The following is a 24,702-nucleotide window of genomic DNA, read 5'->3' as shown; positions in this document are numbered from 1 at the left end:
ACTTCATGAAACGCAGCACCGACACCGAAACCCTGTCCGACCCGAGCTTTGCGCGCGCCGTCATCGACTGGCAGCGCGCCCATGGCCGCCACGCCCTGCCCTGGCAAAACACGCGCGACGCCTACCGCATCTGGCTCTCCGAAATCATGCTGCAGCAGACGCAGGTGACGGCGGTGCTGCGGTATTACGCGCGCTTCCTGGAGCGCTTCCCGACCGTGCACGACCTCGCGGCGGCGGCGTCGGAAGACGTGATGGCCCACTGGAGCGGCCTCGGTTACTACACGCGGGCGCGCAACCTGCACGCATGCGCCAGGCGCATCGTCGCGGACTACGGCGGCGTGTTCCCGAGCGACCCGGCGCTGCTGGCCGACCTGCCCGGCATCGGCCGCTCGACCGCCGCCGCCATCGCCGCATTCTCCAGCGGCGCGCGCGCCGCTATCCTCGACGGCAACGTGAAGCGCGTGTTCGCGCGCGTGTTCGGCATCGACGAATACCCCGGCATCAAGCCGGTGGAGGACGCGCTGTGGCGCCGCGCCGATGCCCTGCTGCCGGAAGGCGACGGCATCGAAGCCTATACGCAGGGCCTGATGGACCTGGGCGCCACGCTGTGCACGCGCGGCAAGCCGGATTGCGGCCGCTGTCCGCTGCAGGCGCGCTGCGTGGCGTTTGCGACCGACCGCACGTCCGTGCTGCCCGTGCCGAAGCCGAAAAAGGCGACGCCGGAACGGCGCGCGCTGATGCTGGCCATCGTCGACAACGGCCAGGTGCTGCTGCAGCAACGGCCGGACTCCGGCATCTGGGGCGGCTTGTTGTCATTGCCCGAATACGACGGCCACGTGGCGCTGGATGAAGCGGACGACGTGCCACCGACGACGCTCGCCGGCGCCGCCGGCGAATTCGGCAACGTCGCCGACGTGGAACCGCTGCTGCCGCTGGTGCACGGCTTTACCCACTACCGCCTGCACATCCAGCCGTACCGCGTCGGCCTGAACGCGCGCGGCGCCACGCCGGCCGGCCACGTGTGGTGGGACCTCGCGACCAGCGCCGACGCGCCGCTGCCGGCACCGATCAAGAAGCTGCTGGGACAACTGGCAGCGCCGTCGCTGTTCAGCTAACACCGGGGTCAGAGCCCGATTTTTGGAAATTGCCCAAAACCGGGCTCTGACCCCGAATTGTCGGCTACTGACAGGAATTGACACGGGAGCTCCCTACACTGGCCGCACTGTCAACCAGCCAAGGAGAACCACCATGCTGACCCCAACCTACACCATCCTCTACGTCGCCGATCCGCACGCGAGCGCACGCCTGTACGCCACGCTGCTGGACACCCAGCACATCGAAGCGTCGCCCACCTTTGTGCTGTTCATGCTGGAAAACGGGCGCATCCTGGGCCTGTGGGCGAAGTCCGCCGCAGAACCGGCCGCCGACTTCCACGGCAGCGGCAGCGAGCTCGCGTTCCGTGTCGGGGACGATGCCGAGGTCGATGCGCTGCACGATAAATGGCGCGAGACCGGGCTGCGCATCCTGCAGGCGCCGACGCGGATGGATTTCGGTTATACGTTCACGGCCGCCGATCCGGATGGGCACCGCCTGCGCGTGTTCGCGCGCAGCGAGTGAGCGTCGCCCGCGCAGGCGGGGCCCAAGGCACCACCCACCGTCGCCCCCGTGCAGGCGGGGGCCCACGTTTGCGGAGCGGCACCGCTTCGAAATTGGATTCCCGCCTGCGCGGGAACGACGCATGCTCTGAAGGTATCGACGAACGCATGCTCAAAAGGCATCGACTGACGGATGTTCAGAAGCTACCGAGTGACGTATGTTCAGAACGTATCGAGCGAATAGATGCGCCGGTGTTCCTTGATCGCATACCGGTCCGTCATCCCGGCGATGTAATCGGCGATCTTGCGCGCCTGCTTGATCGTGTCGCCGGAGGCCGCCTGGTAATCCGGCGGCAGCAGCACCGGGTCGGTCATGAAGGCATCGAACAGCTCGTGCACGACGCGGCTCGCCTTCACGCGCATGCGATTCACCTGGTAGTGGCGGTACAGGTTCGCGTGCAGGAAGCGTTTCAGGGCCGTCGTCTCCGCGCGCATCGCCTGCGAAAAACGGATCAGCGGCGGCCCCGCGCGCACGTCCTCGATGCTCTGCGGCGCGGCGTCCGCCAGCAGTTCGGCCGACGTCGCGGCCAGGTCGGCCGTCATCGCCGTGATCATCAGGCGGATCGTCTCGTACAGCTCGCGCCGGCCCGGCAGGCCCGGGTACTGCCGCACGACCTCGCGGTGCAGGCGCGCGAACAGGTCCACCTCTTCCATCTGCTTCATCGTCAACAGGCCGGAACGCAGGCCGTCGTCGATGTCGTGGTTGTTGTAGGCGATTTCGTCGGCGAGGTTCGTCAGCTGCGCTTCCAGGCTCGGTTGCGTCCTGTCGATGAAGCGCTGGCCGAGTTCTCCCAGCTGGCGCGCGTTCGCCAGGGAGCAGTGTTTCAGGATGCCTTCGCGCGTCTCGAACGTCAGGTTCAGGCCGTCGAAGGCGCCGTAGTGCTCTTCCAGGTGATCGACGACGCGCAAGCTTTGCAGGTTGTGCTCGAAGCCGCCGTAGTCCTTCATGCAGTCGTTCAGCACGTCCTGGCCGACGTGGCCGAACGGCGTGTGGCCGAGATCGTGCGCGAGGGCCGTCGCTTCGACGAGGTCCTCGTTCAGGCGCAGGCTGCGCGCCAGCGTGCGCGCGATCTGGGCCACTTCGATCGAGTGCGTGAGGCGGGTGCGGAACAGGTCGCCCTCGTGGTTGAGGAAGACCTGGGTTTTATATTCGAGCCGGCGGAACGCGGTCGAGTGGATGATGCGGTCGCGGTCGCGCTGGAACTCGCTGCGCGAGCCCGGCGCGGCTTCCGGGTGGCGACGCCCACGGCTCTTCGACGACTGCGCCGCGTAAGGAGCCAGGTGGGCGTCGAAGTCGATCATGACGTGCACGCCCTCAAGGTGGCTTCCAGCAGATCGCGCGGCGCATTCGTGATGCTCGGGCTGCCCAGCGGTTTCAGGAGGATGAACTTGATGGCGCCGCCCTCGTTCTTCTTGTCGACTTCCATCAGCTCGATCCAGCGCTCGATGCCCAGGTCCGGCGCCACGACGGGCAGCCCGGCCGCCTGCACCAGCGCGCGCACGCGCTCGAGCGCGGCGGCGTCGATCAGGCCCAGGCGGCGCGACAGGTCGGCCGCCATCACCATGCCGCAGCCGACTGCCTCGCCGTGCAGCCATTCGCCGTAGCCCAGGCCGGACTCGATCGCGTGGCCGAAGGTGTGGCCGAAATTCAGCACGGCGCGCAGGCCGCCTTCGCGCTCGTCGCGTGCGACGACGTCCGACTTGATCTCGCACGAGCGCGCGATCGCGTGCGCGAGGGCCGCGTGGTCGCGTGCCATCAGCTTGGCGATGTTGGCCTCGATCCAGTCGAAGAAGCCGGCGTCGAGGATGGCGCCGTGCTTGATGACTTCCGCCAGGCCGGCCGACAGTTCGCGCGCGGGCAGCGTGTCGAGCGTCGCGGTGTCGGCGATGACGGCGCGCGGCTGGTAGAACGCGCCGATCATGTTCTTGCCGAGCGGGTGGTTGATGCCGGTCTTGCCGCCCACCGACGAATCGACCTGCGCGAGCAGCGTCGTCGGGATCTGCACGAACGGCACGCCGCGCATGTAGGTGGCGGCGGCGAAGCCGGTCATGTCGCCGATCACGCCGCCGCCCAGCGCGACGAGCGTCGTCTTGCGGTCGCATTTATTCGCGAGCAGCGCGTCGAACACCTCGTTCAGGCTCTCCCAGTTCTTGTATTCCTCGCCGTCGCGCAGGATGATGGACACGACCTCGCGCCCGGCCGCGCGCAGCGGCGCCGCGACCTTTTCCAGGTACAGCGGGGCGACGGTCGTGTTGGTGACGATGGCCACCTTGCCGCTGCCGCCGATGTGGCGCTGTAAAAGGGAGGAATCGTCCAGCAGGCCGCGTCCGATCGCGATCGGATAGCTGCGGTCGCCCAGCTCGACGTTAAGGGAAATGCATGTCTGTTCGTTCATTGTCGGTTTTGCCTTGGACCGTGCGTCCGCGGAAGCGGTCTCCGCGATCTGGTCCAGAATTGTCTGAACCATCGATTGTACGTTAGGTCGGCCCGTATCGATGACGATGTCGGCGATCTCGCGGTACAGCGGCTCGCGTTGCTCGGTCAGGTCTTCCAGTTTGCGGCGCGGGTCGGCCGTCTGCAGCAGCGGGCGGTTCTTGTCGTGCGCCGTGCGCTGCAGGATGCTGGACACGCTGGCGCGCAGGTAGATCACGGTGCCCCGCTCGGCCAGCAGCGCGCGGCTGGCCGGGTTCAGCACGGCGCCGCCGCCGGTGGCCAGCACGATGCCGTTCTGGGACGTCAACTCGCGGATCACGTCGGCTTCGCGGCGGCGGAAGCTGGCTTCTCCTTCGATCTCGAAGATCCACGGAATCGTGGCGCCGGTGCGCGCCTCGATCTCGTGGTCGGAATCGATGAAGGTCAGGTCCAGGCGCCGCGCCAGCAGCCGGCCGATGGTGGTCTTGCCGGCTCCCATCAGGCCGACGAGGAAGATGTTGTTGTTCTTACAGTCAGACACGTGTACGAGTTCAAATAAAAACGGCCAGGTATGTCCTGGCCGTTCTGTTGCAATCGGGCATCCCCTAAGAAAACTTACGGGCAGGTGAACGACAGTTTAAACGGAATAATGGTCGCCAAGCCAGCAGGCGTGGTAACCGACACGTTGAACGAGGCCTGGGCCGGCGAGCATTGGGTCGGATTCGTGCTCGAAATGCTGAACACGTGCGTGGAGCCCTGCGGGCCGCTGCCGACCGTCATGCCGGTCGGATCGTCCACGTTGACGTTCGAATGCGGCGCGATATTCGGCACGGTGCCGGGCATCACCGGGGCGGCGTTGCCGTTGAGCATGCTCGTGATCTCGACCTTGGAACCGGACGGCATCGGGTTGTTGTTGAGGTCGTTCAGTTGCAGTGCAAAGACCTTGGTCGCGCTGCCGCTGATGCTGCCGAGGTCGACGGGCTTGGTCAGGTCCAGCGGCGTCGCGCTGCCGTCCATGTACACGTACTTCACGCTGCTGCCGCTGAAGAAGATGGCCGTCCTGTCGAACACGGTGTTGGTGCCGTCCGTCGAGCTGGCGCAGATCGTGGCCAGGCCGGGGCGGGTCGCGTCCGGGGTCGCGGCATTGCACGGCGTGGCCGGCAGGCCCGGCGTCGCCGCCCGCGGCGCCTGCGTGCGGAACGCAACCGAGCACACGCCGTTGACGGTATTGCAGCCGCCCTTGTCGGACGAGCCGATGGCGCCCATATTCGTCTGGAACACGACCGGCGTGCCGTCCGGGACCGGGTTGCCGAAGGCGTCGGCCAGCATCACCTGCACGTTCGTGGCCGACGGATTGTCCAGGGTCCAGCCCTCGACGTTGAACGAGCCGGAGCTCAGCGAGAACGCGCGCTGCACCGGCAGGCCCGTCGTCACGACGATCGAGTCGGACAAGGTGGAGATGTCGGCGCCGCCGTTGGTGGCCGTGCCCGGCAGCGTGGCCTGGACGCGGAACGACGTGGGCACGCTGCCCGAATTCACGGTGGTCACGACCTGGCCGGTGGCGTCGGTCGTATCGCTCGCCTTGTTGATCTTGACGGACGTCGACGCCGTGGTGAAGTTCACCAGCTTGCCGGCGAGCGGGTTGCCGAAGATGTCGACGACCTTGAAGGTCAGCGTGGCCGTCTCGGTGCGGCCGTTGCCGCCCTGGCCCTGGATCACGATCGACTGGTTCGTGGGCGACGCGCCGACGAACTGCACGGACGCGGCGGCCGGCGGAGCGATCGTCAGCGTGGCCGATGCCGACTTGGCGACGCCGGCCGCCGACACGGTGATCGTATCGTTGTTGGCGCAGCCCTTGTCGCGGTACACCGTCTGGACGGTGCCGTTATTGGTCGGCACGGTCGCCGCCAGCGTCGCCTTGCCGGCCGTGACGCAGGCGGAGCTGAAGCTGACGTTGACCTGCTGGTCCGTGTACTTGCTCGATCCGTTCAGCACGTCGACGGACAGCACGGTCGAGCCATAGGCCTGGATGGCGGCGGGGCTGGCGCTCAGGGTGCCGAAGGTCAGCGTCGTGGCGCCGACCGAGTAGTTGGCGGTGCCGGTCGCGGTCGTGCCGGCCACGTTCGACGTGGCGGTCACGGTGCCCGCGCCGCCGGCGGCCAGGCTGGCGGCGCGCATGGAGATGCTCGCGACGCCGTTGACGTCGGTGAGCGCGGTGCCGGCGGTCGGCGAGAACACGGCCAGCGCATTGTCGGTGGCGAAGGTCACGATCGCGTTCGGGACCGGCTTCTTGCTGGCGTCCAGCACGGTGGCCTTGACGGTCAGCGGCGTGGCGCCGGTGAGCGCGGTGGACGAGGCGCCGGCGGCATTCGTGAAGCCCAGCGTGACGGTCGGCGCCGCGGTCGCGGTGGTGCCGGTGCCGGTGCCCGTGCCCGTGCTGCCGGAGCCCGTACCGCCGCTCACCGTCCCGGGATTGCCGCCGCCGCCGCCGCACGCGGTCAGCACCATGGCCATCATCAGGCCGGCCGCGCGCACGCCGTGGCGCGCCGCGGATTCAGTCGTGAAATTCTTCATGTGTTTGCTGTTATGGATGGTTCTGTCAATGGCCGTTCTGCAGGCGCTCGGCCACGATCTTCGGCGTGATGAAGACGAGCAGCTCGGTCTTGGTGTTCTCGCGCGACGTCGACTTGAACAGGTTGCCCACGACGGGGATGTCGCCGAACAGCGGCACCTTGCTGTCGTTGTGGGTCTCGGTCATCTGGTAGATACCGCCCAGCACCACCGTGCCGCCGTTCTCGACCATCACCTTCGTCTTCACGTGCTGGGTGTTGATGGCGAAGCCCGCCGTGGTCGACTCGCCCTTCGAATCCTTGGCGACGTCCACGTCCAGCACGACGTTGCCGTCCGGCGTGATCTGCGGCGTGACTTCCAGCTTGAGATTCGCCTTCTTGAACGTGACCGACGTGGCGCCGCTGCTGGTGGCCTGCTGGTACGGCAGCTCGACGCCCTGCTCGATGATGGCCGGGACGTTGTCTTCGGTGACGACGCGCGGGCTGGAGATGATCTTGCCCTTGCCGTCCGCTTCCAGCGCCGACAGTTCCAGGTTGAGGAAGCGGTTCGCGGCCGAGGAGAACAGCGAGAACGCGATCGTCGGCGCCGTCACGCCGTTGATGCCGGACGCCGGCAGATTGACCAGCGTGCTGTTGGTATAGCCGTCGCCCTTGTCCGGGGTCTGGCCCGTGATCTGGCCCACGCCCGTCAGGTTGCCGCCGATCGCCACGCGCTGGTTGCCGCTGACCTGATAGCCCGAATCGCCGCCGCGCAGGTTGCGCAGGTCGGCGAAACCGAGCTTGGCGCCGAGGTTGCGCGAGAAACCGTCGTTGGCTTCCACGAGGCGCGCTTCGACGAGCACCTGCTTGGTCGCGACGTCCGTCTTCTGGATCAGTTTGCGGATGTCCTCGATCTTGGACGCGATGTCGGTCACGAACAGCTGGTTCGTGCGCGGATCGATGATGGCGCTGCCGCGCTTGGACAGCACGCGGTTCTTGCCGCCGCCGTCGCTGCTCGCGCCGCCGCCCTGGTCCAGGCCGAACACGGTGCGGAACGCTTCCGCCTTCTGGTAGTTCAGCTGGAAGATCTCGGAATGCAGCGGCTCCAGTTCGGAGATCTGGGCGCGCTGTTCGAGCTCCAGCTTTTCCTTGGTCAGCAGTTCTTCCTTGGGCGCGATCCACAGCACGTTGCCGTTCTTGCGCATGTCCAGGCCCTTGGCCTGCAGGACGACGTCGAGCGCCTGGTCCCACGGCACGTCCTTCAGGCGCAGCGTGAGGTTGCCGGTGACGGAGTCGCTCGTGATGATGTTCAGGCCCGAGATGTCGGCGATCGCCTGCAACGCCTGGCGCACCTCGACGTTCTGGAAGTTGAACGACAGCTTCTCGCCCCGGTAGCCGGTGCCGCCGGCGCCGCCGGCCGGCCGGTTCGGATCTTCCTTCACGGGCTTGACGTCGATGACGAGCTGGGTGTCGCTCTGGTAGACGCTCTGCTCCCAGTTGCCCTGGGTGTCCACGACCATGTGCGTGTTCTCTCCCTGCGGCGTGGTCGTGATGCGCGACACGGGCGTGCCGAAGTCCGTCACGTCCAGGCGGCGGCGCAGCGAGGGCGGCACGCCGGTCTTGAGGAAGTCGACCAGGATCTGCGCGCCGACCTGGCGCACGTCGACGGCGACCTGGCCGTTCGGCAGGTCGACGACGATGCGGCCTTCGCCGTTACTGCCGCGGCGGAAATCGAGGTCGCGCAACAGCTGGGATGCCACCGGCGCGGCGGCCGGTGCGGCGGCCGGCTGGCCGGACGCGTCGACGGCACGCGCGGGCGCGCCCGAGCCTTCGACGGTGACGATGACGTCCTTGCCGTCGACGGCGGCGGCATAGTTCAGCACGCGCTTGAGGTTCAGCACGAGGCGCGTGCGCGCGCCCGCCTGCACGACGTTCACGCTGCGCACGTCGCCGAGGTTGATGTCCTGGGCGTTCTTGCCGGTGGCGTTGGCGGTGGCGCCGAAATCGAGGGCGATGCGGGCCGGATTGGTGATCGAGAAGCCGATCGGCGGCTGCTTCGGCGCCTCCTTCATGGCCACTTTGATGACGACGTTGCCGCCCTGCTGATTGGCGCTGATCGACTCGATCGCGTTGTCCTGGGCCCAGGCGCCCGCCGCGGCCAGCGCCAGCAGCAGTCCGCCGGCGACGGAAAGGAATCGGGTCATTTATGGTTCTCCTTGGTTTGCAGCTCCAGCTTCGTCACGCGGCCGGACCATTCTCCGGCGGCGTCCTGCACCACTTCACGGATGTCGATGGCGTCCTCGCCCACGTGCGTGACGACGCCGAAATTCTGGCCGATGCGCTGGCCCGTCTTCACCTGATACAGCGAGCGGTCCACCTGCAGCAGTGCGTAGCGGGTGCCGCCCTTTTCCATCGTGCCGACCATCTGCATGGTGTCGAGCGGGAAGGTCTCCAGCAGCTCGCGCGGCCGCTGCAGGTCCGGCTGGTTCGGGTTGTTCGAGGTCGCCGCGGTGCGGGCCAGTTCGCCCAGCAGCTTGTTCGGATCGAACGGGTCGACGGCGTCCTTCGCGCCATAGGCGTAGGGCAGGAAATCCTTGGGGGCGGCCAGCGGCTTCACGGTCGGATGGGTGTCGTGCTTCACCTGTTCCATCCAGTCGCGCACCTCGCGCACGTCGGAATCGCCGCAGCCGGCCAGCAGCGCGGACGCCAGCGCCATCCCCATCACGATGCGCGCGCTCATGCCTTGCTCCCCTTGCCGTCCTTGCCGTTCTTCTTGCTCTTGCGCGCCTTCGCCTGCGCGTCCAGTTCATCCTGGTCGAGGTAGCGGAAAGTCTTGGCGATGGCGTCCAGCGACAGCGTGCCGTCCTTGCCGGCCGTGAGGGCCAGGTTGTTCAGGGTGACGATGCGCGGCATCTTGGCCATGTCGGCCGCGAACTCGCCGATGTCGTGGTAGTGGCCCGTGACCTTGATGTCGATCGGCAGCTCGGCATAGTAATCCTTGACGACGACCTGGCCCGGCTTGAACAGCTCGAACTGCAGGCCGCGCCCGATGCCGGCCTGGTTGATGTCGGACAGCAGCGCCGCCATCTCGGCCTTGCTCGGCAACTGCTTTTCCAGGCGCTCGACGTAGAGGTTCACCTGCTGCTGCTGGGCCTCCAGCGCGTCCAGGTTGATGGCCTGCGCCATCTTGATCTTGTAGTCGTCGCGCAGCTTGAGTTCCTGCGCGGCGAGCGCATCCTGTTCCTCGAACTGGCCGCTCCAGTAAAAAAAGTAGCCGAGGCCCATGACGGCCGCCATCACGCCGGCCGCGCACAACAGGCGCGGCGCCAGCGGCCACAGGCCCGGATGGCGTCCCTGCAGGCCCTCGAACTGGGCCGCCAGGTCGGCGAAAGACTGTTTCAGATCGATGTTCATGACTTGGTGCCTGCCGTGGTTGCGGCGTTCGCGCCCTTTTTCGCGGCGGCCGGCTTGCCGTCGTCGTCGTTCTGGCGGGCGCGCTTGATCGCGACGTTCAACGTGAATTCGACGACCTTGCGTCCGGTCTTGCTCTGCGCGAGCGTGGCGGCGCGCACCTCGGTCAGGTCCGGGCGCTCGAGCCACGGCGAGTTGCCGGACAGGTTGCGCAGCAATTCCGCCACGCGCTCCTGCGACTGCGCATAACCGTTCAGCATCACGCGCTGGCCGTCCTGCTTGAAGCCCTTGAGGTACACGCCGTCCGGCGTCTGGCGCACCAGTTCGTCGAGCAGGTAGACGGGCTGGTTGCGGTCGCCCTGCAGGTCCTCGACGGCCTGCTGGCGCGCCTTCAGGCCCTCGATCTCGGACTTCAGGCTGGCGATCTTGCTGATCTTCTTGTCCAGGTCCGCGTTGGCGTTCTTGAGCACCAGATTGCGTTCGTTGTGGACCGCGATGCGGCTCGCGTTGTAGCCGCCCACGAGCAGCACGAGCGCGGCGCCGGCGACGCCGCCCAGGGCCAGCAGCGCGGCGAACGCGGCCTGCTTCTGCTTGCGCTTCGCTTCCCGGTGCGGGAGCAGGTTAATGCGGATCATCAGCCGAACCTCCGCAACGCCAGGCCGCAGGCGACGAGATAGCCGGGTGCGTCGTTGCGCAGCTGCTGCTCGCGCACGCTGGCGCCAAGCTGCATGCCGTGGAACGGCGCCACGACGGAAGTCGCGATGCGCGTACGGCCCGCGATGATGTCGGGCAGGCCGGCCAGCTGGGCGCTGCCGCCCGCGAGGCAGATCTGGTCGATGCGCGTGTACGGCGTCGACGTGTAGAAGAACTGGATCGCGCGCGTGACTTCCAGCGCGGCGTTCTCCAGCCAGGGCGCCAGCAGGTCGGCGCGATAATTGTCCGGCAGGTCGCCGGCCTTCTTGCGCGTTTCCGCTTCCTCGAACGAGAGTCCGTAGGCGCGCACGATGTCCTGGGTCAGCTGCACGCCGCCGAACGGCTGCTCGCGTTCGTAGACGGTCTCGCCGTTCTGCAGCACCGAGACGTGGGTGGCCTGGGCGCCGATCTGGAACAGCGCGACGATGCGGTCCTTCGGGCCGTTGTCGCCGTCGAGCAGGCGCTGCAGCGCGGCGCGCGCGGCATACGATTCGATGTCCATCACGGTGGCCGTCAGCCCCGCCGCTTCGGCGATGGCGACGCGGTCCTCGACCTTTTCGCGGCGCGCGGCGGCCAGCATCACTTCCATGTCCTCGGGCGAGTTGCCGGCCGGCCCGATCACGTCGAAGTCGAGGCTGACCTCGTCCAGCGCGAACGGGATATACTGGCTGGCCTCGGACTCGACCTGCACTTCGAGCTGGTCTTCCGGCAGGCCGGCCGGCAGGATGATTTTCTTGGTGATGACGGCGGCTGGCGGCATGCCGAGCGCCACGTGCTTGATGCGCGTGCCGCTCTTCTGCACGACGCGGCGCACCGCGTCCGACACCGCTTCGATATTCTCGATGTTGCCGTCGACGACGGCGCCGCGCGGCAGCGGTTCGGCCGCATGGCGTTCGAGCCGCAATTCGCCCTTGCCGCCATCGGACAACTCGACCAGGCGCACGCCGGACGTACTGATGTCGAGTCCGACCAATGGCGGGCTCTTCTGTCCGAACAAGGAACCTAGACTGATCACGAGCGCACTCCCTCTCTGCTACTTCTGCGTTCCTGAAATGTCGGAACGGCTTTGAACGCCCGCGTGGGGAACTATTGAAAAATCATGGATATAGTGCGGATATATCAGGCACTGCATTGAATCGTAGCAATACTGATGTGCAAGGACAAGAAATTTCTACACGGGAACATATCCAGGCGAAGCAGGAAAGCGACACTTCGTTACTCCCTGATATCGATCAATATTGTCACCGCTTCCACACCTGTTGTTCGCTTGTCTATCAGTGCCTCAAAAACGCCCCTGCCTTATAATGAACTGGATCAATAAAGCGACCCCACATCCCGCATGAAAGCATCCCAAAACGGGGGCAGCCCCGCGCCGCAGTCTTCTTTGCCCAAGCACACTCCCAAGCGCATCCTCCTGACCATCCTCGCCACCCTGGCGGGCCTGGCCGTCTGCGGCGTGCTGGTGGTCGTGTTCGCGCTGGCGATGGCCTATCCGAATCTCCCCGCGCTCGACACGCTCACCGACTACCGGCCCAAGATGCCGCTGCGGATCTTCACGGCCGACAACGTGCTGATCGGCGAATTCGGCGAGGAGCGGCGGACCCTCGTCCACTTCAAGGAGATTCCCGACGTGATGAAGAAGGCCGTGCTCGCGATCGAGGACGACCGCTTCTACGAACACGGCGGCGTGGACTACTGGGGCATCCTGCGCGCGGCCATCCACAACGCCACCGGCGGCGCGCGCCAGGGCGCCTCGACCATCACCCAGCAGGTGGCGCGCAACTTCTTCCTGTCGTCCGAACAGACCCTCAAGCGCAAGGCCTACGAGGCCCTGCTGGCCTACAAGATCGAAAAGAACCTCACCAAGGACCAGATCCTCGAGGTGTACATGAACCAGATCTACTTGGGCCAGCGCGCGTTCGGTTTCTCGTCGGCCGCGCAGATCTACTTCGGCAAGGACCTGAAAGACATCTCGATCGCGGAGGCGGCGATGCTGGCCGGCCTGCCGAAGGCGCCGTCGGCCTACAACCCGGTCGTCAATCCCAAGCGCGCGCGCGTGCGCCAGCAGTACATCCTGGTGCGCATGCACGACCTGCACTACATCACGGACGCCCAGTTCGAACAGGCGAAGAACGAGGAACTCAAGATCAAGACGGACAGCACGGCGTTCGGCGTGCACGCCGAATACGTGGCCGAGATGGCGCGCCAGCTGGTCTACGAACAGTTCAAGGAAGACACCTACACCCGCGGCCTGAACGTGTTCACGACGATCACCAAGGCCGACCAGGACGCCGCCTACCTGGCGCTTCGCCGCGGCGTGATGGACTACGAGCGCCGCCACCCGTACCGCGGCCCGGAAAAATACATCGAGATCCCGTCCGCCAAGGGAGAAGCCGACGAAGCCATCGAGGCGGAACTGGCCGAGCATCCGGATTCGGACGACATCGTCGCCGCCGTCGTGCTGTCGGCCTCGCCCACGCAGGTGAAGGCCGTGCTGGCGTCGGGCGAGGACATCACGATCGCGGGTCCGGGCCTGGCGTTCGCCAAGGACTGGCTGTCGCCCAAGGCGGCCGAGACCCGGCGCGTGCGCCGCGGCGCCGTCATCCGCGTGACGCAGGACGGCGGCTCGGCGTGGAACATCACGCAGCTGCCGGAAGTGGAGTCCGCCTTCATCGCGGTCAATCCGGACGACGGCGCGATCCGCGCGCTGGTCGGCGGCTTCGACTTCAACCGCAGCAAGTTCAACCACGTCACGCAGGCCTGGCGCCAGCCGGGGTCCTCGTTCAAGCCGTTCATCTATTCGGCATCGCTGGAACGCGGCTTCTCGCCCGCGACCGTCATCAACGACGCGCCGATCTCGTTCGACGCCGGATCGACGGGCGGCCAGGCGTGGGAACCGAAGAACTACGACAACAAGTACGAAGGCCCGATGACGATGCGGCGCGGCCTGACCAAGTCGAAGAACATGATCTCGATCCGGATCCTGAACAAGATCGGCGCCCGCTACGGCCAGGAATACGCGACCCGCTTCGGCTTCGACCCGGACAAGAACCCGCCTTATTTGACCCTGGCGCTGGGCGCGGGCGCGACGACGCCGCTGCAGATGGCCGGCGCCTATTCCGTGTTCGCCAACGGCGGCTACCGCATCAGCCCCTACATCATCTCCAAGGTGACGGATGCGGACGGCAAGGTGCTGTCGGAAGCGCGCCCGGACCGCGCCGGCGTCGACGCCAACCGCGTCATCGACGAGCGCAACGCGTGGCTGATGGACAGCATGCTCAAGGACGTGGCCCGCTACGGCACGGCGGCCAAGGCGCAGCAGATCCTGAAGCGCCCGGACATCGCGGGCAAGACGGGTACGACGAACGATTCGATCGACGCCTGGTTCGCCGGCTACCAGCCGCACCTGGTGGGCATCGCGTGGATCGGCTACGACCAGCCGCGCAACCTGGGCAACCGCGAGACCGGCGGCGGCCTGGCGCTGCCGATCTGGATCGGCTTCATGCAGAAGGCGCTCAAGAACGAGCCGGTGGTCGAGCGCCCGGTGCCGCCGGGCCTCGTGCAGTACGGCGACGAGTACTATTACGCCGAGAACCCGCCGGGCACGGGGGTGCAGTCGGTCGACGTCGGGCCGGCGCAGCCGGCGTCCGAGCAGAAATCGCGCGACGCGGTGCGCAACGAGTTGTTTTAATTTCCGACGCCGCGTCGTGCCGGCGTTACGGTCGTGCCGGCGTTACGCGTGGGCGGGGGCCGCCCACCCTACGGCTGGCGTTACGGTCGTGCCGGCGTTACGCGTGGGCGGGGCCGCCCACTGGCCGTAGGGTGGGCACCCCGTGCCCACCATGCGCACGCCGAGGAATTCAACGCAATTTGACGGGCGCCCCGCCCTGCTCCGTGGCGAAATCGGACAACGACGTGAAGAACTCCGTGTCGTTGCGCGTATTGCGCCACTCGTCGCCCACGCGCTTGTAATGGAAACCGCCGGCCCGCGCCGCGATCCACATTTCCTGCAGCGGCGCCTGGCTGTTGACGATGATCTTCGAGCCGTTGTCGACGAACTCGATCTCGAGGACGTTGCCGCTGCGCTTGCACTCGACGTCGACCACGTCCTGCTCGAACAGGCGGTCGAACGCCTGTTCGATCTCGTTCAGGGTGGACTCGGCCAGGGCCAAAAATTCGGATTCGGTCATGCTACACTCCAAGGTCTGCTAATCAAACCGTGATTCTAAACGTGAAGTCCCCATTTGCGCTCCTGACAAGCCTGGCGACCCTGATGGCGCTGTCGGCCTGCGGCCAGACCGGCCCGCTCACCATGCCGAAACCGCCCGCCCGGATCCCCGCCGCGAACACCAACGCGGCCGCGACCGGCACCACCAAGAACACGGCCACGCCGGCCATCCAGATCTCGCCCCCGGCCCCCGCCGCCGGCGTGACGGTCCCCGCCGCCGGCTCGAACGCGAACAATACCGAGGCGCCCAACCAGCCCCCGCCGGCCACCCAACAGTAAGCACCGATTCCATGTCTCACTTCACTTATCAAGACGGCGTGCTGCACGCCGAACGCGTTCCCCTGTCCGCCATCGCCACCGAACACGGCACCCCGACCTACGTCTATTCGAAAGCCCAGCTGCTGGAAAACTTCGCCGGCTACGCGCGCCCGTGCGCGGGCCGCGATGCGCTGGTCTGCTATGCGATGAAGGCCAACTCCAACCTGGCCATCCTCGACCTGCTGGCGCGGCAAGGCGCCGGCTTCGACATCGTGTCGGGCGGCGAACTGCTGCGCGTGATCGCCGCCGGCGGCGACCCGGCCAAGGTGATCTTTTCTGGCGTCGGCAAGACCGCGGCCGAGATCGCGCTGGCACTCGAGAAGGGCATCCTGTGCTTCAACGTCGAGTCGATCCCGGAACTGCACCGCATCAACGAAGTCGCCGGCCGCATGGGCAAGCGCGCGCCCGTCTCGCTGCGCGTGAACCCGAACGTCGACCCCAAGACCCACCCGTACATCGCGACCGGCCTCAAGGCCAGCAAGTTCGGCGTCGCGTTCTCGGACGCGCTGGCAACCTACCGCACGGCCGCGCAGCTGCCGCACCTGGACGTCGTCGGCATCGACTGCCACATCGGCTCGCAACTGCTGGACGACGCCCCGCTGCTGGAAGCGCTGGACAAGCTGATCGAACTGATCGACACGCTGGCGAGCGAAGGCATCCACATCCACCACCTGGACGTGGGCGGCGGCCTGGGCATCGACTACGGCACGGGCGAGTCGTCGCCGGTGCCGATCGCCCACTACGTCGAGCGCGTGTTCGCGCGCGTGGACGCCTGGCGCGCCGAGAAGCACGGCGGCCGTCCGCTCAAGGTGATCTTCGAGCCGGGCCGTTCCATCGTGGGCAATACGGGCGTGCTGCTGATGGCCGTCGAGTTCCTCAAGCCGGGCGAGGAAAAGAATTTCTGCGTCGTCGACGCCGCCATGAACGACATGGCGCGCCCGACCCTGTACCAGGCCTGGATGGACGTCAAGCCGGTCGTGCAGCGTGACGGCGCGGCCGTCACATACGACCTCGTCGGCCCGGTGTGCGAGTCGGGCGACTGGCTGGCCCGCGACCGCGACCTGGCCGTCGAGCCGGGCGACGTGCTGGCCATGATGGCGGCCGGCGCGTACGGGTTCACGATGGCCTCGAACTACAACACGCGCGGGCGTGCGGCCGAGGTGCTCGTCGATGGCGACCAGGTGCATGTCATCCGTCGCCGCGAAAATCCGGCGGACCTGTTCGCGCTCGAAACCATCGTCAAATAACCGCTTCTCCGCTGCGTGAAAACGTCGTCCCCGCGAAGGCGGGGACCCAAGTTTCCAGGTTCATTCCCTCCCCCTCGACCGGTCATCCGGCCACATCTGCGCCGCACACGCGGCCGCCTGGTCATTCCAGCGGCCGCCGAGGTCGAGACACCGTTCGAGCACCCCATAGCGCGGCCGCCCCATGCCGAAAACGAGCACGAGGGCCAGGACCACGACGATTACCAGCGCAAGGGGCCACTTCATGTCAGGCAGTATGCATCAGGGTCTCCGGTCACGATCGCACGGATGCAGGCGCAGGACGTTTTTCGGCGCGGGCTGAGGTGCGGCCCACGCTCCACCACACGCGCAGCAGCAGGAGCACGGCGACGACGCTGCCCCAGACGATGGGCTGCTCGAAGTTGTGCTTGCCCGCCTTCATCCACCAGTAGTGCAGGATCGCCAGCGGCGCGATCAGGTAGATCAGCTTGTGCAGCCGGGCCCAGTTGCGGCCCAGGCGTTTGATCATCGCGTTCGTGCTCGTCGCGGCCAGGGGGATGAGCAGCACGAAGGCGGCGAAGCCCACCGTGATGAACGGCCGCTTGAGCACGTCCTTCCACATGGCGGCCACGTCGAAGAAATGGTCGAACCACAGGAAGGTGGTGAAATGCATGAACGCGTAGAAGAACGTGTAGAGGCCGACCATGCGCCGCAGGCGGACGAGCCAGTTCCAGCCCGTCAGGCGCCGCAGCGGCGTGACGGCGAGCGTGGCGCACAGCAGGTACAGGGCCCAGTCGCCGCTGCCGTGCGTGAGGAACTCGACGGGATCGACGGGCACGCCGGTCGCTGTCAGCCACGCCATGCGCAGGAACGGCAGCAGCGCCAGCAAGAACAGGACAGCCTTCAGGGTCTTGAACTGCCTGGGGGTCGGATTGAACGCCATGGCCGGCCCGCTCAGAAATACTTCTTGAGGTCCATGCCCGTGTACAGCGAGGCGACCTCGTTATAGCCGTTGAACATCAGCGTCTTGCGCTTGGGCGTGAACAACCCGCCTTCGCCGATGCGCCGCTCCGACGCCTGCGACCAGCGCGGATGGTCGACGTTCGGATTCACGTTCGAATAAAACCCGTATTCCTCGGGCGCGATGCCGTTCCACGCCGTGCGCGGCTGGTCGCGCGTAAAACGGATCTTGACGATGGATTTGGCCGACTTGAAGCCGTATTTCCACGGCACGACGATGCGCACCGGCGCGCCGTTCTGGTTCGGCAGCACCTGCCCGTACATGCCGACCGTGAGCAGCGCGAGCGGATGCATGGCTTCGTCCATGCGCAGGCCTTCGATGTACGGCCACTCGAGCACGCGGCTCTTCACGCCCGGCATCTGGCTGCGGTCGGCCAGGCTCGTGAATTCGATGTACTTGGCGTTGCCGGTCGGCTCGACCTGCCGGATGAGGCTGGCCAGCGAATAGCCGACCCACGGGATCACCATCGACCAGCCCTCGACGCAGCGCAAGCGGTAGATGCGCTCTTCCAGCGGGGCCAGCTTGACCAGGCGGTCGAGGTCGAGCGTCATCGGCTTTTTCACCTCGCCTTCGATCTGCACGGTCCACGGCCGGGTGCGCAAGGTGTGCGCATTGGCGGCCGGGTCGGCCTTGTCGGTACCGAACTCGTAGAAATTATTGTAGTGGGTGGCGTCCTCGAACGGCGTCTGCTTCTCGTTCGTCGAGAACGCGGGATTGCGCGTGGCCGGCAGCTTTTGCACGGTGCCTTGCGCGAAGGCTTCGCGATTGGCCATTTCCCACAGCGAGGAGCCGGCCACGGCCGTCGCCGCGACCCTGGCGAGGAAGGCGCGCCGGCCTTCGTAGACCTCGCGCGGCGTGATTTCGGACGGGAACGGCAAATCGATGCCGTTCGGATTTTTTCTGATCAACATGGCGGCTCCGGCAGTAAATAGTGTTTCGCGCGACATATCAACGTTACACCATCTGCCGCCCCCGGGTCGTCCAGGCGGGCATTTGTTACCAAATGCCGCCTACCGACATAAACGGACATATTACAGCTTGCCGTACGAGTGCAACCCGGACAGGAACATGTTCACGCCCAGGAAGGCGAACGTCGTCACGACCAGGCCGATGAGGGCCCACCACGCCGCCGCGCGGCCGCGCAGGCCGGACATCAGGCGCATGTGCAGCCAGGCCGCGTAGTTCAGCCAGACGATCAGCGCCCACGTCTCTTTCGGGTCCCACGACCAGTAGCCGCCCCACGCCTCGGCCGCCCACAGCGCGCCCAGGATGGTGGCGACGGTGAAGAACGCGAAGCCGACGGAGATGGCCTTGTACATCACGTCGTCCAGCACTTCCAGCGCCGGCAGGCGGTCGGCGAAGATGCCGTGCGACTTCAGCAGGTAGGCCGCGCCGACCATCGCCGCGAGCGAGAACGTGCCGTAGCCGATGAAGTTGGCGGGCACGTGGATCTTCATCCACCAGCTTTGCAGCGCGGGCACGAGCGGCTGGATCTCGGCGGCGTCGCGCGCCACCGTGTACCACAGCAGGAAGCCGACGGCGGCCGAGATCACGAGCAGCACGAACGGCCCCAGCTGGCGCGTTTTGTAGCGCTGTTCGTAGTACAGGTAGAACAGCGCCGTGATCATCGAGAACAGGATGAACACTTCGTACAGGTTCGACACGGGGATGTGCCCGACGTCCGCGCCGATCAGGTAGGACTCGTACCAGCGCACCATCATGCCCGTGAAACCCAGGACGACGGCGGCCCAGCACAGCTTGGAACCGACACTGCCGCCGAACGGCGAACGCGTGAGCAGGCCGAGCCAGTAAAACGCGGTCGAGAACACGAACATCGCGCTCATCCACAGGATCGCGGACTGGCTCGAGAGCATGTACTTGAGGAAGAATTTCTGGTTGGCGGCGTCGAGCGAGCCGCCGTACAGCTGCACGGCCCACAGCGCCAGCAGGGCCACGAGGGGCATCAGCCAGCGCACCGGCTTGAAGGTCCAGCCGACGAAGGCGAACACGGGCGCTGCCAGCACGAGGATCGCCCGCTCGTAGACGTCCATGTAGGCGCCGAAGCGCTGCAGCGCGAACAGCGCGGCGGCCAGCAGGGCGGCGCCGAACAGCCAGTCGACGGCCGTCAGGCGCTTGAAGAAGCCGGGGGGCCGGGTGTACGCGCCGCGGTCCGGCACGCCGGCATGCGATTGCGATGGAATGTCCATGGATGTCTCCTTTGTTGCTTGCTTTTCGAAGCTTACGCCGATTGCGGCAATTTGTTCTTCAGGTCGTCGAATTCGCGCTCGAAATCGAGGGTCTTGCGTTGCGTGCTCATCGCCATCAGCGCGTGCGTGCCGCCGTCCGGCGCCGGCTTCACCCACACCCAGACGCGGCGCTCGCGGATATAAAACATCGAGAAAATGCCCAGCACCAGCAGCAGGCAGCCGACATACACCACTTTCTTGCCCGGCGAACGCGTCACCTGCAGCACGGAGGCCTTGATCTCCTTGAAATCGTCCAGCGCCAGGAACACGGGCGCGCCATAGAAAAAGCTGTCGGACAGCGCATTCGTCGCCTGTTGCAGGAAGCGGCCATGGGTCTCGGTCGGCGTCACGGGCGCCGCGCCGTCGCGCGCACGCGCAGCCTGCCACAGCTCCCACATTGCGCCGTTGAGCATCTTCATGAATACGGTCGCGGCCTTTTCCTGCTCGGCGGCGGGGATGCGTTCGAGGAATTTCGACACCGCGAGATAGCCGCCCTGGTTGCCGTCGCCGGCAAAGATCGCCAGCGTCTTGGCGGCCGATTCCTGCAACTGCGTGGCGAGGGTCCCGCTCGCATCGCCCGGCGGCAGCGCGCGCGCGGCGTAGCGGCGCGCGGCCTCCGCGCGCAGCGCCGGATCGGCCAGCGCGGCCCGCAGGCGCATCCATTCGCGCACGCCGTGCTCGTCGTCGGCCGGGATGCGCATGAAGCTGAACGGGTCGGACGGATTGGCGCGCACGCCGGCCAGGAACACCTCATGGCCTTCCAGCGTCACGGGCTGCATGTAGTTCAGGAATTCGCGCGCCTGTCCGGTCTTGTCGCGCAATTTGTATTGCACGCTGGGCCCGACATTTTTTAATTCCTTGTTGCCGGCGTTCTTGGCGGCCGAGCCCGTGTGCTGGGACAAGGTCTGGGCAAACTGTTCCTCGAAACTCTTGCCTTTGGCGACGGCGCGCGCATCGTTGTTCTGGCTCGTGTTCTCGACGTTGAACGGCCGGAAGCCGGACCACTCGACGGCGTACGTGTCGGCGCCCTGCTTCAGTTCGGTCGAGGTGCCGACCTCGCCGTCGATGGCGAACGATTTGTCGCCCGTGCCCGTCATCGGCCAGCCCGTCAACTTGAGCTTGCTGCCGCCATCGTCGAAGCTGGACTGGTAGACGGCGACGCCGCGGTAAATCAGCGGCTGGTTGACCTTGATGGTGGCGGGGAACGTCTTGCCCGTCTCGTGGTCGCGGATCACGACTTCGCTGGCGAACAGCTTGGGCATGCCCGTCGTGTAGAAGTCGATGATGAATTTTTTCAGTTCGATCGTGAACGGCAGGTCTTGCACGAGCACGCCGTCGGCCTGCTGCAGGAGTGCCGTGTCGCTGGCCTGGCCTTCGGGAATCATGGTGTTGCCGCGGAACGTGGGGTTGCCGAGGCCGAGGCGGTGCTGCGGCGCGATGGCCGAGATCAGGCCCGTGCCGGCATATGGCGTCTTCCCCATGAACCATTCCTGGAAACGGATGGGCAGGTTCGAATCGAGCAGGCCGCCCAGCAGGATCACGATGATGGCCGTGTGCGCGAAGATATAGCCGAACTTGTTGGCGGCCCCTTTTTTTGCGGCGACGAGCACGCCGCCCGGCTTGTCGACCATCTTCGTCCGGTAGCCGGCGTCGACGAGGCGGGACGCCGTCTGCTGGGCCAGCGGGACCATGGCCAGCGGCGCCGTCCATTCGGTCCGATGGTGGAAGTTGCGCAGCGATTCCTCGCGCACGGCATCGCGCCAGCTGCGCATGTCGCGCAGGAATTTCGGCGCATTGCGCGCAATGCACAGGCTCGTCGAGACGATCAGGAAGCCGAGGATCAGCAGGAACCACCAGGCCGAATAGACCGTGTACAGGCCGATCTTGCGGAACACCTCGAACCAGAACGGGCCGAACTGGTTCACGTAATCGGGCATCGCCCGGTCCTGCTGCATGATGGTGCCGATGATGGCGGCGATCGCGATCATCACCAGCAAGGTGATCGCGAAACGCATCGAGGACATCAATTCGACCGCTTCGGCCAGGCCGCGCCGGCGCGTTTTCAGTTCAATTCCGGTGGTGCTCATCGACTTTCACTCTAGATACAACATTCAACGAGGATACAACAAAAGGGCGCCCCGCTTGCACGGTCGCCCTTCCCTGTTGTTTCCGCCGGTTGTTTTAGTTTAGGCCGATTAGTCGGCTCGATTATCCGGGACCAGCAATACCAGTCATTACTTCAGGCCGGCAATGTAATCCGCGACGGCTTTCATTTCATCGTCCGACAGGCGCTTGGCCAGCGTGGCCATCTGCGGGCTGTTGCTGCGCGCGCCGCTCTTGAACGCCTGCAGCTGGGTGACCGTGTAATCCTGGTGCTGGCCCGCCAGGCGCGGATACTGGACCGGCAGGCCCGCACCGGTGGCGCCGTGGCAGCTGGCGCAGGCGGCCACGCCGCGGTCCGCGATGCCGCCGCGATAAATCTTGCGGCCAAGTTCGAGCGTGTCCTTGTTGCGCGCGGCGCCCTGCTTGGGCTGCTGCGTGGCGAGCCAGGCGGCGATGTTTTTCTTTTCGTCGTCGCTCAGCATCTTGGCATACGTCGTCATCACGGGCTGGTTGCGGGCCGGCGTGGTGAAGTCGACGAGCTGCTTGTGGAGGTACGTATCGATCTGGCCGGCCAGCCTGGGATTGGTGTTGATGGTCGAATTGCCGCCGGCGCCGTGGCAGGACGCGCAGGCCGGCAGGCCGCGGGCGTTGTCGCCGGTGTCGTAGAGGGAACCGCCCTTGGCCGGATCGGCCTTGGCGGCAGCCGGGGGCGCATGGGCCGCGTCCGCTGCAAGAGCGCTGCCCACGAGGACGAAACTGGCCAGCAAGGACTTCACGATCGCCGCGCATGCGGCCGGTTGGAACACACGATTCATTCAAGCACCCTGAAAAAGTCGAAGATAATCAGGATCCGGAGATCCTTCTTGCAGTTGCAGTGCAGCGGTCATGCTCGTGCTCCCGCGCCGACGTTCCATCCTTCAGGCTCGCCGACGACAGGTAACTCCCTATTGTACAATAGCCTTTGTTTCCTGCCCTCACCTTCGTTGTCTTTTTCGCTTCACTTCCCTCATGTCCAAACTCTGGCAAGCCCGTTTCTTCACGACCGTCAACCAGTTGCGGGATCTTCCCAAGACGCAGGTGCCGGAAATCGCCTTCGCCGGCCGGTCCAATGCGGGCAAATCGACGGCGATTAATATCCTGACGAATCAGAAGGGCCTCGCATTCGCGTCCAAGACGCCGGGCCGCACGCAGCACATCAATTTCTTTTCGATCGGCGGCGCCCACGTCGCCATGCACCGCAAGGACCCGACCAACGTCGAGGAGATCCAGGGCCTGCTCGTCGACTTGCCCGGCTATGGCTACGCGGAAGTGTCGGGCGACGCCAAGCTGCATTGGCAAAGGCTGCTTGGCGACTACGTGCAGCGCCGCGAACAGCTGGCCGCGCTCGTCCTGATCATGGACTCGCGCCGCCCGTTCACCGAGCTCGACATCCAGATGCTGGAATGGTTCGCCCCGACGGGCAAGCCGATCCACTGCATCCTCACCAAGGTTGACAAGCTCAACCGCAACGAATCCGTCAACGTCCTGCGCCAGGCGCGGCAGGTGCTGGACAGCTATGTCGACGAGGATGGCAACGGCTTTCCGTTCACCGTCCAGCTGTTCTCGGCGCTCAAGCGCGTCGGCATCGACGAAGCCAACGACAAGATCATCGAACTGCTCGGCCTGGACGCGGACCCGGATGCGGATGCCGGCCAGGCCGACGCCGACGCCGACGAATAATTTGCTACGACCGCAGGATTAGACATGCCGATCATCACGCCTTCGCAATACCCCGCCGTGCGCATGCGCCGCATGCGCCGCGACCCGTTCTCGCGCGCCCTGATGCGCGAAAACGTCGTCACGCCGTCCGACCTGATCTACCCCGTGTTCATCCTCGACGGCCAGAACCAGCGCCAGCAGGTGGCGTCGATGCCGGGCGTGGAACGCGTGTCCGTCGACCTGCTGCTGAAGGTGGCCGAGGAAGCCGTCGCGCTGGGCATTCCCGTGCTCGCGCTGTTCCCCGTCGTCGACGCGTCGCTCAAGACCTATGACGGCGTCGAAGCGACGAACCCGGACGGCCTCGTGCCGCGCGCCGTGCGCGAACTGAAGCGCCACTTCCCGCAGCTGGGCCTCATGACGGACGTCGCCCTCGACCCGTACACGACCCACGGCCAGGACGGCCTGCCGGACGAGAACGGCTACATCGTCAACGAAAAGACGATCGCCATGCTGACGCGCCAGGCGCTGGCCCAGGCCGAGGCCGGCGTGGACATCGTGGCGCCGTCGGACATGATGGACGGCCGCATCGGCGCGATCCGCGTGGCGCTGGAAGAGAAGGAATTCATCCACACGCGCATCATGGCCTACTCGGCCAAGTACGCGTCGGGCTACTACGGTCCGTTCCGCGAGGCCGTCGGCTCGGCCGCCAACCTGGGCAAGGCCGACAAGAACACGTACCAGATGGACCCGGCCAACAGCGACGAGGCCCTGCGCGAAGTGGCGCTGGACATCGCCGAAGGCGCAGACATGGTGATGGTCAAGCCGGGCATGCCCTACCTGGACGTCGTGCGCCGCGTGAAGGACGAGTTCAAGGTGCCGACCTTTGCCTACCAGGTCAGCGGCGAGTACGCGATGCTGCAGGCCGCGTTCCAGAACGGCTGGCTCGATCCGGACAAGGTCATCATGGAGACCATGATGTCGTTCAAGCGTGCCGGCGCGGATGGGGTGCTCACCTATTTCGCGATGGACGTGGCGCGGCGGTTGAAGGCCGCGGCGTAAAAGAAAAACCGCGCCGAGGCGCGGTTTTTTGTTGGTTATCCGTGTTGAATTCGCGGTATTTCGTAGGGCGGGCTCCCCGAGCCCG

General features: G+C 66.0%; 21 protein-coding genes. 7 read left to right on the top strand and 14 right to left on the bottom strand.

What is annotated here, in order from left to right; all coding sequences use genetic code 11:
* Window positions 1–5: 5 nt before the first annotated feature.
* Both mutY and ACEN9Q_RS27820 read left to right on the top strand, forming a co-directional pair.
* Window positions 6–1,115, top strand: a complete 1,110-nt coding sequence (mutY, locus tag ACEN9Q_RS27825; RefSeq protein ID WP_495626723.1) for an A/G-specific adenine glycosylase — start codon at window positions 6–8, stop codon at window positions 1,113–1,115.
* 133 nt (window positions 1,116–1,248) lie between these two features.
* Window positions 1,249–1,617: a VOC family protein gene (locus ACEN9Q_RS27820; protein WP_495626722.1), complete on the top strand. Its 369-nt coding sequence runs from the start codon at window positions 1,249–1,251 to the stop codon at window positions 1,615–1,617.
* Between the two features lie 200 nt (window positions 1,618–1,817).
* Here ACEN9Q_RS27820 and ACEN9Q_RS27815 read toward each other — a convergent pair whose 3' ends face one another.
* The 8 genes from ACEN9Q_RS27815 to ACEN9Q_RS27780 all read right to left on the bottom strand — a co-directional run bounded on the left by ACEN9Q_RS27815 (window position 1,818) and on the right by ACEN9Q_RS27780 (window position 11,736).
* Entirely contained in the window at window positions 1,818–2,957 is a 1,140-nt protein-coding gene (locus ACEN9Q_RS27815) for a deoxyguanosinetriphosphate triphosphohydrolase (protein ID WP_056449072.1), read from the bottom strand.
* Entirely contained in the window at window positions 2,954–4,567 is a 1,614-nt protein-coding gene (gene aroKB / locus ACEN9Q_RS27810) for a bifunctional shikimate kinase/3-dehydroquinate synthase AroKB (protein WP_495629005.1), read from the bottom strand. Before aroKB ends, ACEN9Q_RS27815 begins: the two co-directional genes overlap by 4 nt.
* 116 nt (window positions 4,568–4,683) lie before the next feature.
* Entirely contained in the window at window positions 4,684–6,642 is a 1,959-nt protein-coding gene (locus tag ACEN9Q_RS27805) for an Ig-like domain-containing protein (RefSeq protein ID WP_495626721.1), read from the bottom strand.
* A 25-nt stretch (window positions 6,643–6,667) separates the two neighbouring features.
* Entirely contained in the window at window positions 6,668–8,821 is a 2,154-nt protein-coding gene (locus tag ACEN9Q_RS27800; protein ID WP_495626720.1) for a type IV pilus secretin PilQ, read from the bottom strand.
* Window positions 8,818–9,357, bottom strand: a complete 540-nt coding sequence (locus tag ACEN9Q_RS27795; RefSeq protein ID WP_056449080.1) for a pilus assembly protein PilP — start codon at window positions 9,355–9,357, stop codon at window positions 8,818–8,820. Before ACEN9Q_RS27795 ends, ACEN9Q_RS27800 begins: the two co-directional genes overlap by 4 nt.
* On the bottom strand, window positions 9,354–10,031 hold the full coding sequence (locus tag ACEN9Q_RS27790) for a type IV pilus inner membrane component PilO (protein ID WP_056449083.1): 678 nt from the start codon (window positions 10,029–10,031) through the stop codon (window positions 9,354–9,356). The genes ACEN9Q_RS27795 and ACEN9Q_RS27790 overlap by 4 nt, the downstream gene beginning before the upstream one ends.
* Window positions 10,028–10,663: a PilN domain-containing protein gene (locus ACEN9Q_RS27785; protein WP_056449086.1), complete on the bottom strand. Its 636-nt coding sequence runs from the start codon at window positions 10,661–10,663 to the stop codon at window positions 10,028–10,030. The genes ACEN9Q_RS27790 and ACEN9Q_RS27785 overlap by 4 nt, the downstream gene beginning before the upstream one ends.
* The gene (locus tag ACEN9Q_RS27780) at window positions 10,663–11,736 is read right to left on the bottom strand and encodes a pilus assembly protein PilM (RefSeq protein WP_056449088.1); all 1,074 of its coding nucleotides are present in this window, start codon (window positions 11,734–11,736) and stop codon (window positions 10,663–10,665) included. The genes ACEN9Q_RS27785 and ACEN9Q_RS27780 overlap by 1 nt, the downstream gene beginning before the upstream one ends.
* A 324-nt stretch (window positions 11,737–12,060) precedes the next feature.
* On the opposite strand from ACEN9Q_RS27780, the gene ACEN9Q_RS27775 reads away from it, so the two are divergent.
* Window positions 12,061–14,412, top strand: coding sequence for a penicillin-binding protein 1A (locus ACEN9Q_RS27775; protein WP_495626719.1), 2,352 nt, complete (start codon window positions 12,061–12,063; stop codon window positions 14,410–14,412).
* Between the two features lie 169 nt (window positions 14,413–14,581).
* Here the strand turns inward: ACEN9Q_RS27775 and cyaY are convergent, their stop codons facing one another.
* The gene (cyaY, locus tag ACEN9Q_RS27770) at window positions 14,582–14,911 is read right to left on the bottom strand and encodes an iron donor protein CyaY (RefSeq protein WP_056449094.1); all 330 of its coding nucleotides are present in this window, start codon (window positions 14,909–14,911) and stop codon (window positions 14,582–14,584) included.
* Between the two features lie 41 nt (window positions 14,912–14,952).
* Between cyaY and lptM the strand changes: the two genes are divergently transcribed.
* Entirely contained in the window at window positions 14,953–15,228 is a 276-nt protein-coding gene (lptM, locus tag ACEN9Q_RS27765; protein ID WP_157202115.1) for an LPS translocon maturation chaperone LptM, read from the top strand.
* Window positions 15,229–15,239: 11 nt separating this feature from the next.
* Window positions 15,240–16,514, top strand: a complete 1,275-nt coding sequence (gene lysA, locus ACEN9Q_RS27760) for a diaminopimelate decarboxylase (RefSeq protein ID WP_495626718.1) — start codon at window positions 15,240–15,242, stop codon at window positions 16,512–16,514.
* A gap of 271 nt (window positions 16,515–16,785) precedes the next feature.
* Here the strand turns inward: lysA and msrQ are convergent, their stop codons facing one another.
* The 5 genes from msrQ to ACEN9Q_RS27735 all read right to left on the bottom strand — a co-directional run bounded on the left by msrQ (window position 16,786) and on the right by ACEN9Q_RS27735 (window position 22,675).
* Window positions 16,786–17,433 carry a protein-methionine-sulfoxide reductase heme-binding subunit MsrQ gene (gene msrQ / locus ACEN9Q_RS27755; protein WP_495626717.1) on the bottom strand — a complete coding sequence of 216 codons (648 nt, stop codon included), beginning with the start codon at window positions 17,431–17,433 and terminating at the stop codon, window positions 16,786–16,788.
* A gap of 11 nt (window positions 17,434–17,444) precedes the next feature.
* On the bottom strand, window positions 17,445–18,422 hold the full coding sequence (gene msrP / locus ACEN9Q_RS27750) for a protein-methionine-sulfoxide reductase catalytic subunit MsrP (protein WP_056449108.1): 978 nt from the start codon (window positions 18,420–18,422) through the stop codon (window positions 17,445–17,447).
* Between the two features lie 120 nt (window positions 18,423–18,542).
* Complete coding sequence (ccsB, locus tag ACEN9Q_RS27745; protein ID WP_056449111.1) at window positions 18,543–19,718, bottom strand: c-type cytochrome biogenesis protein CcsB; 1,176 nt, start codon at window positions 19,716–19,718, stop codon at window positions 18,543–18,545.
* A 32-nt stretch (window positions 19,719–19,750) separates the two neighbouring features.
* Window positions 19,751–21,844 carry a cytochrome c biogenesis protein ResB gene (locus ACEN9Q_RS27740; RefSeq protein ID WP_056449114.1) on the bottom strand — a complete coding sequence of 698 codons (2,094 nt, stop codon included), beginning with the start codon at window positions 21,842–21,844 and terminating at the stop codon, window positions 19,751–19,753.
* A gap of 147 nt (window positions 21,845–21,991) precedes the next feature.
* Window positions 21,992–22,675, bottom strand: coding sequence for a c-type cytochrome (locus ACEN9Q_RS27735; protein ID WP_056449117.1), 684 nt, complete (start codon window positions 22,673–22,675; stop codon window positions 21,992–21,994).
* A gap of 193 nt (window positions 22,676–22,868) precedes the next feature.
* On the opposite strand from ACEN9Q_RS27735, the gene yihA reads away from it, so the two are divergent.
* Window positions 22,869–23,579, top strand: coding sequence for a ribosome biogenesis GTP-binding protein YihA/YsxC (yihA, locus tag ACEN9Q_RS27730; protein ID WP_495626716.1), 711 nt, complete (start codon window positions 22,869–22,871; stop codon window positions 23,577–23,579).
* 24 nt (window positions 23,580–23,603) lie between these two features.
* Window positions 23,604–24,617 (top strand): porphobilinogen synthase, encoded by a 1,014-nt coding sequence (hemB, locus tag ACEN9Q_RS27725; RefSeq protein ID WP_495626715.1) that lies wholly within the window; start codon window positions 23,604–23,606, stop codon window positions 24,615–24,617.
* Window positions 24,618–24,702 lie beyond the last annotated feature (85 nt).

It is taken from the genome of Massilia sp. Masssp93 (genome assembly GCF_059491295.1).
The sequence above is the reverse complement of the archived record's forward strand: the minus strand, read 5'-3'. Positions and strand labels throughout refer to the sequence as shown.